Below are 8,949 nucleotides of genomic sequence, written 5' to 3'. Positions count from 1 at the left end.
GGGGTTACGGTCCCTCGTCAGACCTGCGGCCCCTCACCCGATTTGCTCCGCAAATCGACCTCTCCCCGCGGGGAGAGGTGGACCGCCGGCCGCCTCAAGCCCATCGTCGAAACACCAGGCTGGCGTTGACGCCGCCAAATCCAAAACCGTTCGAGATCGCGTGTTCGATCGCCATTCGCCGCGCAACGTTCGCGACCAGGTCGACGCCCTGCGCGGCCGGATCGGCGTTCGCGAGGTTGAGCGTGGGCGGCGCAACCTGATCGCGCAGCGCCAGGATCGTGAAGATCGCCTCGATGCCGCCGGCTGCGCCGAGCAGATGTCCGGTCGCCGACTTGGTCGCGCTGACGGCAATCCCGCCCGCGCGCCCGAACACGCGCTTGATGGCCTCCAATTCGTTGAGATCGCCGACCGGCGTCGATGTCGAATGCGCGTTGAGATGCTGGATCTGGTCGGGCCGCAGTCCCGCCTGCTCGAGCGCCGCCTGCATCGCGCGGCGGGCGCCGTCGCCGTCTTCGGGACCTGCGGTGATGTGATAGGCGTCCGCCGTGGTGCCGTAGCCTGTGATCTCGGCGATCGGCTTCGCGCCGCGCCGCAGGGCATGTTCGAGCTCCTCGATGACGAGCACGCCCGCGCCTTCGCCCATCACAAAACCGTCGCGGTCGCGGTCGAACGGCCGCGAGGCGCGGGCCGGCGTGTCGTTGAATGACGTCGAAAGCGCCCGCGCGGCCGCGAAGCCGCCGAGGCTCACGGGATCGATGCAGGCCTCCGCGCCGCCGCAGATCGCAACGTCGGCCTCATTGGACCTGATCAGGCGCGCGCCGTCGCCGATCGCCTGAACGCTCGCGGCGCAGGCGGTCACCGGCGCGCCGATCGCACCCTTGAAGCCGTATCGGATGCTGACGTGCCCGGCCGCGAGATTTGCCAGGAAGGCGGGCACGGTGAACGGCGACAGGCGGCGTGTGCCGCTCTTTTCCACCGTGCGCACGGCGTCCGCGATAGCGGGAAACCCGCCGATCCCGGTTGCGATCACCGTGGCGGTGCGCTCCTGCGCACGCGGCTCGGCCGGCATCCAGCCGGCCTGAGCTGTGGCTTCCGCCGCGGCCAGCAGCGCGAACAGGATGAACCGGTCCATCTTCTTCTGGTCCTTGCGCGGGGCCGCCAGATCAGGATCGAACCCGCCCTCGGCATCCCCGGCCTTATCAGGCACCTGTCCTGCGACGCGCGCCGGAAGGCTCATCGCCCATTCCGGCAATGCCCGAAGCCCCGAATGCCCCGACAGCAGCCGCGACCAGACCAGTTCGGTGCCACAGCCCAGCGGCGACACCGTCCCCAGGCCCGTCACAACAATTCGACGCATGGTACTCCTGTCGTGGTCTTACCGGTGTGGCCGGAACTCGAAACTGCCAGATTTCGAGCTCATTATATGATTATCATCATTTATGACCTTGACCGACCGGACGTCAACCCGCGACGCCACGTCGCGTTGTGGTCCAGCGCTTCCCGCTCGTCGATTGACTTCAGAATATTGTGTAACTACAATATAACTGGTGAAGATCATTTGGGACGAACCGAAGCGGCTCGCCAATCTCGACAAGCACGGGATGGATTTCGCTGATCTCAATGAGCGGTTCTTCGATACGGCTCTGGTTCGGAAGGTGAGGCTCAATCGATATCAAGCGATCGGTGTCAACATTCGCGGCGTGATTTCGGTGGTCTTCGCGGTCTACGGCGCGGAAGCCGTCAGCATCATCAGCATGCGGGCCGCCAGCAAGGCAGAGAGGGATCTCTATGAAGAAAACCGTCGTTAAAAAAGCCTACACGAAGGCGGATATGCGCGCGGTGAGCGACAATCCGGAATGGACCAAGGCGGACTTCGCGAAGGCCGTTCCCTTTGACGAACTCCTGCCCAAGCTCAGGAAGGGCCGCGGTCCCAACAAGGCGCCAACCAAAAAGCAGGTCACGCTGCGGCTCAGCCCTGTTGTCCTCGAGCATTTCAAGGCGAAGGGCAAAGGGTGGCAGAGCCAGATAGACGAGGCTTTGGTGAAGATTGTAAAACGGAAGGCCGGCTAGGTGTTCCTGAGCCTTCCGATGAACAGGGAAAACCATCGCTTCGCTTTTCGTAATTGCGCAATTACCAATTACGGTGACAGTGCAGTTAGATCCTCGCGATCTAGTGTAATACCACCGCAATTATGACCGTAATTGCGCATAAACTCGTGAACGCTCGCGCGAGCGTCGATGAGTAGCCATTCGAGGCCTTCCGCAATGCGCGCACGACCAAAGATAACAGGTAGAAGCTCTTCCCTCGCGGCTGTGTTCGTCCAAGCAATCATTCCACGAAGTTCGGATGCCGACCAGTTGGAAGAGGGCTTAGAAAAATTTGGGATCGCGCGAGACCAGTGTGCGTACTGCGGTGCGAGAGGCTCGGACTTAGACCACTTCTTCGCAATCGTGAAAAACAAGCGGCCATCCGGATATTTTCATTGCGCCAAGAACTTAGTGCCGTCATGCGGAACCTGTAACCAATCGAAGGGCGGTCATCATTGGGAAAGGTGGATGCTGGGTACCGCCAAGAACTCTCCACGGACGAGGGGCGTCGCAGACTTGGAAGAGCGCGCCGAAAAGCTGCGCAAGTTCGAGAAGTGGGGGGGCCTGACGGCGGTAAATGAGGATGATCTTCGGGTCGCGGTCGGAGCCGCGTGCTGGGACGCATATTGGGAAAGACTTGAAGAGATCAAACGTCTCATGATGTCCGCCCAACGGGAAGCGGATAGCATTCGCGAGGCCCTCGAAGTGAAGTTCGGCGACCCGAAGTCGCCTTCCCGAATTAGTGTTGAATGACCGCAACGCGCCGGCGATGCGGGCTGGAAGCCGTTGAAGCGTGTCGCGTTGCACGCTTCTTGAACCTTCAATTCAAGCTCACTTGTGTCGTCATCGCACCACGTTACTGAACGCGGCAACGTCGCGCGGACCAACTCGAGAATAGAAATTGAGCGCACGGTGACCGTAGCGGGCCAATGCCGGATCGCGCGAAGTAACTCTACTCCAGAGCACGTCGGCAAAAGCCCCGTTATCTTGTTGTTGGTAAGACTTAGTGACGAAGCAATATCGCAATCCGTTGCTTGACTGCCTAGGAAACGAGCACCCATTCTGGACGAATGAAATACGACTTTTCAACTCTGTCCCCCAGCGATTTTGAGGATCTGGCCCGCGACCTCGTCGGACGCGAGACAGAGCTGCGCTTCGAGGCCTTTTCCGAGGGCCCGGATGACGGGATGGACGGCCGCCACGCGCGTGCCGACGGGTCGATCGTGCTGCAAGCCAAGCATTACCGCGGATCCGGTTTCGCGACGTTGAAGTCGAGGATGATCAATGAGCGGCAGTCGATCGACCGGCTGGCGGCGACGCGCTACATCCTGGTGACATCGGCGCCGCTCACGCCGAGAAACAAGATTACGTTAGCTCAGCTCATCGGCCCGTCGCTGCAAACGCCCGGCGACATTTTCGGACCCGGCGACCTCAACGCCTTGCTGCGCAAATATCCGGAGATCGAGAAAGCCCATCAAAAGCTCTGGGCGCAGAGCACGACGGTCCTGGAAACAGTTGTCACGGAAGCTGTCGGCAAGGCTCTGGCAAAGACCGGGGTGGTCCCCGCGGTACTTGCCAATCTCCTGCCCCCTGCGGAGGCTGCCGGCAACGTTGCGCCTGTCGAGAAAGCCACGCGCGACACCATATTTCTGATCAAGGCGTCGCCAGCCGACGACGAATTTGCACTTTGGCTTGCGCCGAAGCTCGAAGCTGAAGGCTATCGCGTGTTCGCCGACATCCTGACGCTTCAGCCTGGCGATCGATGGCGCCGGCAGATCAATCAGGCGTTGCAGTACCGGGCAGCGAAAATTCTGCTCATCTGCCGCGATGCGACGCTCGCTGACCCCCATGTCCAGGATGACCTCGACATCGCGCTGGAGATGGGCAAGGAGCTAGGCGATACCCGATTCGTCATTCCGCTGCGGCTCGAACCAGGCAAGAAGATCAAGGGCGTCGGGGATGCGATTGCCGTTGATTTCGTTCGCGGCTGGGGAGAGGGGGTCGGCCTTCTGCTCGACGCGTTGCAGCGCCAGAAGGTGCCGCGCCCCGAAGGGGCGCCGATGATCGATCCGAACTGGGAGATATTCCGGCGGCGCGGCGCGATCCCGCTCGTCGAGGAGGCCGAGCGGTTGACCTCGAACTGGTTGCGCGCAGCCGAAGCACCCGACGTCATCCGATATTTCGAGAGCACCGGCGCGACCGAGGTCCGGTTGCTGGACCGCGCGCTCGAGGATTTCTCGTATCCGTGCGCGAAACAGGGCTCCGGGATCATCACCTTCGCCGAGCAGTCTGAAGTCGATACCGCTTTCGCTTCTGCCGGCCGCTTCAAGTTGAAGCACGAGATCCCATTGCTGGAATTCGTTGAGCACGGGTTTTCAGCGATCGGGATCGAGCGACAGGCTGCGTCTAACTTGATCATCGCGATGATCAAGTTGGCTTGGCTGTCGTTCTGCAGGGAGAAGGGCTTCGTCGAATATCACTATTCCAACGCTGTCGGCTTCCACGCCTCAGTCGCACAGGCACCGACCGGACATCGCATCCCCTGGGGCAAGCAAGGCGATCGGCGATCCTCGATGCTTCGTAATGTCGCGAAGGGACATATCTGGCAGTTCGGTGTCACCGCGATGCCCTACTTTTGGCCGTTCTGGCATCTGAAGCTCAAATCGAGGGTCCTGTTCTCGGTCGACAACAATACGCCCGAGGGACTTGGCATCGATGATGCGAGGAAGTTGCATCGCCTACGCCGAAGTATTTGCAAGGGTTGGCGCAACAAACAGTGGCACGGGCGCATGCTCGCATTCCTGGAGCTATTGTCCGGCGAGTCCGCCTACATCCGGCTGTCGCTGGCGTCCAACGCAGCCCTCGCAATCGAAGCGGCGCCGCTGCTATTCACGTCGCCGGTGAGCACCGCGCTCCCCGATTTGCTCGACGCCGACGAGGAAGAGGCTGACATCAGCACCTTGGGTCGTCCGGATAATGATGACGAGGACGAAGCATGAGATTTCTGGAGAGATCGCTTCGGGTCGAACATTTCGGCGAACCGCAGCTGGAGTTTGCGTTCGCGCAGCGCAGCCCGCACCCCAAGGACGGGTTGTTCCTGTATGGCCCTCACGCCAAGACGAAGAGAAGCCGCGATATCAGGGTCGGCGTGGTCGGAACAACCGACGGGGTCGCACATTTCCGCGGATGGGGCCGCAAGCTCAAATCCGTTGTCCGGGTCCCGCCGCCCGGAAAAGGCGAGAAGGCCGACCGGCTGCACCTGGCGAACTTCCCAGGTCTCGAAGAGGCATTCGGAATCTCTTTCGAGCCGGATGAATGCAGCGCGCTGTCGATTCAGCTCAAGGACATTGATCGCGCAACGCGCATCATCAACCTCAACGAAGCCGTCGACAAGGTCGCTCGGCTCTACATCGATCGCGTCAAGCAGCACCTGCGCAATGACGAGCGATCGGTCGACGTCTGGATCCTGGTGCTGCCCGAGATCGTGTACGAGCGATGCAGGCCGCAGTCCAAGCGAGCCGGCCTGCCGATGGAAAAGGGAGAGTTCGCCAAGCGACAGAAGGCGAAGGAGAGTATCCCGCTGCTCGCCGCCATGGGTGCCGTCGATCAGACTGAAGAGGCGATTTTCGAGGACGTTGCCGATTTCCATCGCAGGATCAAATCCGAGTTCCTGGCGATAGCGCCGACGCAACTCGTACGCGAGACAACGATCGCGCCCGATGCTTTCCTCAACAAAGCCGGCTATCCGCAGCGCAAGACGCAGGACGCCGCGACTATTGCGTGGAATCTCGCGACCGGGCTCTACTACAAGACACAACCCAAGCCTCCCTGGCGGCTGGCGGATGTTCGGCCGGGAGTGTGCTACATCGGTATGGTCTACAAGAGCCTGCCGAACGACCCCGATGGGCACTCCTGCTGCGCGGCGCAGATGTTTCTCAATGAGGGAGACGGTGTCGTCTTCCGCGGCGCCAATGGACCGTGGAAGACCGGAGACTACGAGTTTCATCTCAAGGCGCCCGCGGCGAAGAACCTGCTTGCTCTTGTGCTGAAGACCTATTCCGAGACGCATGGTGGCCCGCCCAAGGAGCTGTTCATTCACGGGCAAACGTATTTCAACGACGAAGAGTGGAACGCCTTTGTCGAGGCGGCGCCGAAGGAGACCAACGTCATCGGTGTGCGGATCCGCTCGACCGGCGGCGAGACCAAGCTCTTTCGCGATGGCGACTATCCCGTGCTGCGCGGGACCGCGCTGCTGCTCGATGAGCAGACAGCCTATCTTTGGACGACCGGCTATGTTCCCCAGCTCGACACTTATATTGGGCCGGAGACGCCGAACCCCCTGCACATCACCGTTATGAAGAGCAAGAACGCGAAGCCCGACATCCACACGGTGCTCGGCGACATCATGGGTCTCACCAAGATCAACTACAATTCCTGCAACTTCAATGATGGACTGCCCGTCACTGTCCGCTTTGCGCGGATGGTCGGAGATGTCCTTACTATGGGGTCGGCGAAGGGCGAGGAACGCCAGCCGTTCAAGTTCTATGTATGAGGGCGCGATAGCGTCCTCGCCACAGGTGGAGTGCATTGGTAGTTTGTGATGATCAGTTTTAAAGAAGACGACCGAGGGCTGGACCTAGGTGCACCCTCATCGTAACCAATCACCTCATTCCCTCCAACACCTTCCGTACGTCCCCCAGCAACGCCCGAATCTGCCGTCGCTCGGCGATCGCGTCCCTGCTGAACAGGCCGTGCTTGTGCGCGTTCTGGTTTGCCCTTGGCGCGCCGGATCCCTTTGCGCCGCCGTGCATGCGGCAGCGCGTCTTGCCCTGCACCGCCGGCGCGCGGCATGCGCCACCGCAACGGGTTTTGGCGCCGCAGCGCCGGCTCGCCAGCATCGGGCCGGCATTTTGAATGTGATCGCTCATGCCTGTGCTTCCGGCTTGGCATCGGCGCCTTCGCGCCGTCGCCTGGAACGCGAGGCCTTCGGCGCTTTCCGCGCTGTGGATGCCGGGCCCTTGTCCGAAACGATCACGCGCGCATGCTGCGTGACGTTGCCGACGATGGCCTTGCCGCCGTCCTCCACCTTCACGTTCTGCACGGTGATCGCGGGCTCGCCGCGGCTGCGGTAGCGGTTCAGCGCCTCGATCTGGGCGGGAAAGGTGTGGGCGAGCCGGCCCAGGGCGCGCGCGGCGCTGTCGTGCTGGGCGAGGTCCTTGGCATGCGCGAGGTGATGGGCGCAGCGCATCGCCATCACATGAACCGACACCATCTGCGCCACCAGCATGGCCTCGATGGAATCCCGTGGGCCAATGCTGCGCACCATCGAGATCATGAAGGCGAGGTTGACCCGGTCGGCACGTCCGCCGCTCACGCTGGCCTTGACCAATTGCCGGAGGATGCCGTCCATCGCCTCGCGGTCGGGCACGCCCAGTGCGTTCATCATCAGCTCTGCGCCGAGCTCGGGATCGGGGTGGTCGATGCAGAAGCCGTGCGCCGAGAATTTGATGCGCGGCGCAGCGGCGGCCTGGGCCGGGCCGGATGCGGCGATCGCCGTTGGCATCGTGAGGTCGGGAGCGGTGTCCATGTCGATAGTGTCCATGTCGAGTTCTCCTGGCAGGCGCGCGGCCACGCGCCGGCGATCATCATTCGCCGCGGCGAGCCGGTGCAGTTTCAATTGTGGGTGAGCATTTTCGGCCGCAAACCGGCGCGCCCGCCGAGGCGGGACGACACGCGTTTGCGCGATTTCGGAATATTGGAAGTGTGCCGCTGAGTTGCCCGACGTGTCAAGGTGCTATTCGAGCGTTAACAGCCGCCTCGTACTTTGCATGGGGTTGTTCCTCGATATTTGCAAGGCGCGGCGCGGCCTGCATTTCCGGCAGCCCTGAATCCGGCGACATCGCAGCGGCAGCAACTCTGCTGTGTGTGACATCACAGTCCACGCGTCGTGCACGCGGTTTCGCATTGGTTGTATTTTCATCGAATTCGCTCACGGGTGGTCAGCTCCGGGATTGCGGATTAGGATCGCTGTGCGTGGCGCGGCTTTACGCGTCGGTTCGGAAAACCAGTCCATTTCATCAACGGAGAATTGCCATGCAAGTGAAAGAGGGAAGTGCAAATTTTGAGACCCTGGGGCCGGGGACGATGGTCGTCGACATGACACTCGTCGACGGCAGCAAATGGAAAGGACGCTTCTTCGTGACGCCGGCGGTTCGCACCAGTCTGTCCGGCGCCGTCTTCAACGGCGATTTTGATGCAGGCCGCATGAAAGGCGGAAACCTGGTCGGGATAGGCTCGATCGTGGCGGCGATCGGACCGAACGGTCCCGTGTTCCTCAGTTTCTCCGATGACGACAACCAGCAAGCCGGACGCTTCGAGGTCGGCACTGATCTCCAGGGAATTGTCGATGCCCAGGGAGGCGGGACCTGGGAGCAGATCGGCTGACGAAGGCGGCGATTGAGCAACTCACCTGCGGATTTGATCGCGCAGGTCGGAATCGGCGCGCGGCGTCACGCCGCGCGTGGCCGCCTGCGTTTCCGGCAACCCTGAACCGGGCGACATCGCGGCGCGGATCGCTATACTGGCGACAGATTTGTGACCGGGCTCGATGCCCGCTGCGAAGGACGCCGCTGAATGAGCGAGACCATTGGCACCCCCGATCCCGGCCTCGATCTGTCCGATGGCTTCAAGCCGCACACCTCGCATTGGGGGGTGTTTTCGGCGCGGCTCGGCAAGGCGGGCCTCGAGGTCCGGCCCTATGGCGGCGATCCCGATCCGAACGGCATCATCAACAATTTCCCCGGCGCGCTGCGCCATCAGGCCCGCATCGTCCAACCGGCGATCCGCCGCGGCTGGCTCGAG

At 61.9% G+C, this 8,949-nt stretch carries 11 protein-coding genes; 7 read left to right on the top strand and 4 right to left on the bottom strand.

Annotated elements, in window-relative coordinates; translation table 11 throughout:
* Positions 1–94: 94 nt before the first annotated feature.
* On the bottom strand, positions 95–1,357 hold the full coding sequence (gene fabF, locus H8B02_RS41690) for a beta-ketoacyl-ACP synthase II (RefSeq protein ID WP_229171490.1): 1,263 nt from the start codon (positions 1,355–1,357) through the stop codon (positions 95–97).
* A 190-nt stretch (positions 1,358–1,547) separates the two neighbouring features.
* On the opposite strand from fabF, the gene H8B02_RS41685 reads away from it, so the two are divergent.
* The 5 genes from H8B02_RS41685 to H8B02_RS41665 all read left to right on the top strand — a co-directional run bounded on the left by H8B02_RS41685 (position 1,548) and on the right by H8B02_RS41665 (position 6,640).
* Positions 1,548–1,808 carry a BrnT family toxin gene (locus H8B02_RS41685; RefSeq protein WP_229171489.1) on the top strand — a complete coding sequence of 87 codons (261 nt, stop codon included), beginning with the start codon at positions 1,548–1,550 and terminating at the stop codon, positions 1,806–1,808.
* On the top strand, positions 1,789–2,070 hold the full coding sequence (locus H8B02_RS41680; RefSeq protein ID WP_229171488.1) for a BrnA antitoxin family protein: 282 nt from the start codon (positions 1,789–1,791) through the stop codon (positions 2,068–2,070). The genes H8B02_RS41685 and H8B02_RS41680 overlap by 20 nt, the downstream gene beginning before the upstream one ends.
* 486 nt (positions 2,071–2,556) lie before the next feature.
* Positions 2,557–2,841 (top strand): hypothetical protein, encoded by a 285-nt coding sequence (locus H8B02_RS41675; protein ID WP_229171487.1) that lies wholly within the window; start codon positions 2,557–2,559, stop codon positions 2,839–2,841.
* Between the two features lie 317 nt (positions 2,842–3,158).
* A complete protein-coding gene (locus tag H8B02_RS41670; RefSeq protein ID WP_376711774.1) occupies positions 3,159–5,087 on the top strand; it encodes a toll/interleukin-1 receptor domain-containing protein in 1,929 nt (642 codons plus the stop codon).
* A complete protein-coding gene (locus H8B02_RS41665) occupies positions 5,084–6,640 on the top strand; it encodes an argonaute/piwi family protein (RefSeq protein WP_229171485.1) in 1,557 nt (518 codons plus the stop codon). The genes H8B02_RS41670 and H8B02_RS41665 overlap by 4 nt, the downstream gene beginning before the upstream one ends.
* Before the next feature lie 109 nt (positions 6,641–6,749).
* On the opposite strand, the gene H8B02_RS41660 is transcribed toward H8B02_RS41665, so the two are convergent.
* The 3 genes from H8B02_RS41660 to H8B02_RS41650 all read right to left on the bottom strand — a co-directional run bounded on the left by H8B02_RS41660 (position 6,750) and on the right by H8B02_RS41650 (position 8,081).
* Positions 6,750–7,016 carry an HGGxSTG domain-containing protein gene (locus H8B02_RS41660; protein WP_229171484.1) on the bottom strand — a complete coding sequence of 89 codons (267 nt, stop codon included), beginning with the start codon at positions 7,014–7,016 and terminating at the stop codon, positions 6,750–6,752.
* The gene (locus tag H8B02_RS41655; RefSeq protein ID WP_312001538.1) at positions 7,013–7,765 is read right to left on the bottom strand and encodes a hypothetical protein; all 753 of its coding nucleotides are present in this window, start codon (positions 7,763–7,765) and stop codon (positions 7,013–7,015) included. The genes H8B02_RS41660 and H8B02_RS41655 overlap by 4 nt, the downstream gene beginning before the upstream one ends.
* Before the next feature lie 109 nt (positions 7,766–7,874).
* Positions 7,875–8,081 (bottom strand): hypothetical protein, encoded by a 207-nt coding sequence (locus tag H8B02_RS41650; protein ID WP_229171483.1) that lies wholly within the window; start codon positions 8,079–8,081, stop codon positions 7,875–7,877.
* Positions 8,082–8,181: 100 nt separating this feature from the next.
* Here H8B02_RS41650 and H8B02_RS41645 point away from each other — a divergent pair, with 100 nt between their 5' ends.
* Both H8B02_RS41645 and H8B02_RS41640 read left to right on the top strand, forming a co-directional pair.
* Entirely contained in the window at positions 8,182–8,532 is a 351-nt protein-coding gene (locus tag H8B02_RS41645) for a hypothetical protein (protein WP_229171482.1), read from the top strand.
* Between the two features lie 189 nt (positions 8,533–8,721).
* The coding region (locus H8B02_RS41640; protein WP_229171481.1) for a hypothetical protein at positions 8,722–8,949 on the top strand (228 nt) is incomplete at its 3' end.

The organism is Bradyrhizobium altum, assembly GCF_020889705.1.
GTDB lineage: Bacteria > Pseudomonadota > Alphaproteobacteria > Rhizobiales > Xanthobacteraceae > Bradyrhizobium > Bradyrhizobium altum.
The sequence above is the reverse complement of the archived record's forward strand: the minus strand, read 5'-3'. Positions and strand labels throughout refer to the sequence as shown.

Excerpts from the sequence above, each read along its gene's own strand:
- fabF (WP_229171490.1), bottom strand. The coding sequence starts at position 1,357 with ATGCGTCGAATTGTTGTGACGGGCCTGGGGACGGTGTCGCCGCTGGGC.
- H8B02_RS41680 (WP_229171488.1), top strand. The coding sequence starts at position 1,789 with ATGAAGAAAACCGTCGTTAAAAAAGCCTACACGAAGGCGGATATGCGC.
- H8B02_RS41675 (WP_229171487.1), top strand. The coding sequence starts at position 2,557 with ATGCTGGGTACCGCCAAGAACTCTCCACGGACGAGGGGCGTCGCAGAC.
- H8B02_RS41670 (WP_376711774.1), top strand. The coding sequence starts at position 3,159 with ATGAAATACGACTTTTCAACTCTGTCCCCCAGCGATTTTGAGGATCTG.
- H8B02_RS41665 (WP_229171485.1), top strand. The coding sequence starts at position 5,084 with ATGAGATTTCTGGAGAGATCGCTTCGGGTCGAACATTTCGGCGAACCG.
- H8B02_RS41660 (WP_229171484.1), bottom strand. The coding sequence starts at position 7,016 with ATGAGCGATCACATTCAAAATGCCGGCCCGATGCTGGCGAGCCGGCGC.
- H8B02_RS41645 (WP_229171482.1), top strand. The coding sequence starts at position 8,182 with ATGCAAGTGAAAGAGGGAAGTGCAAATTTTGAGACCCTGGGGCCGGGG.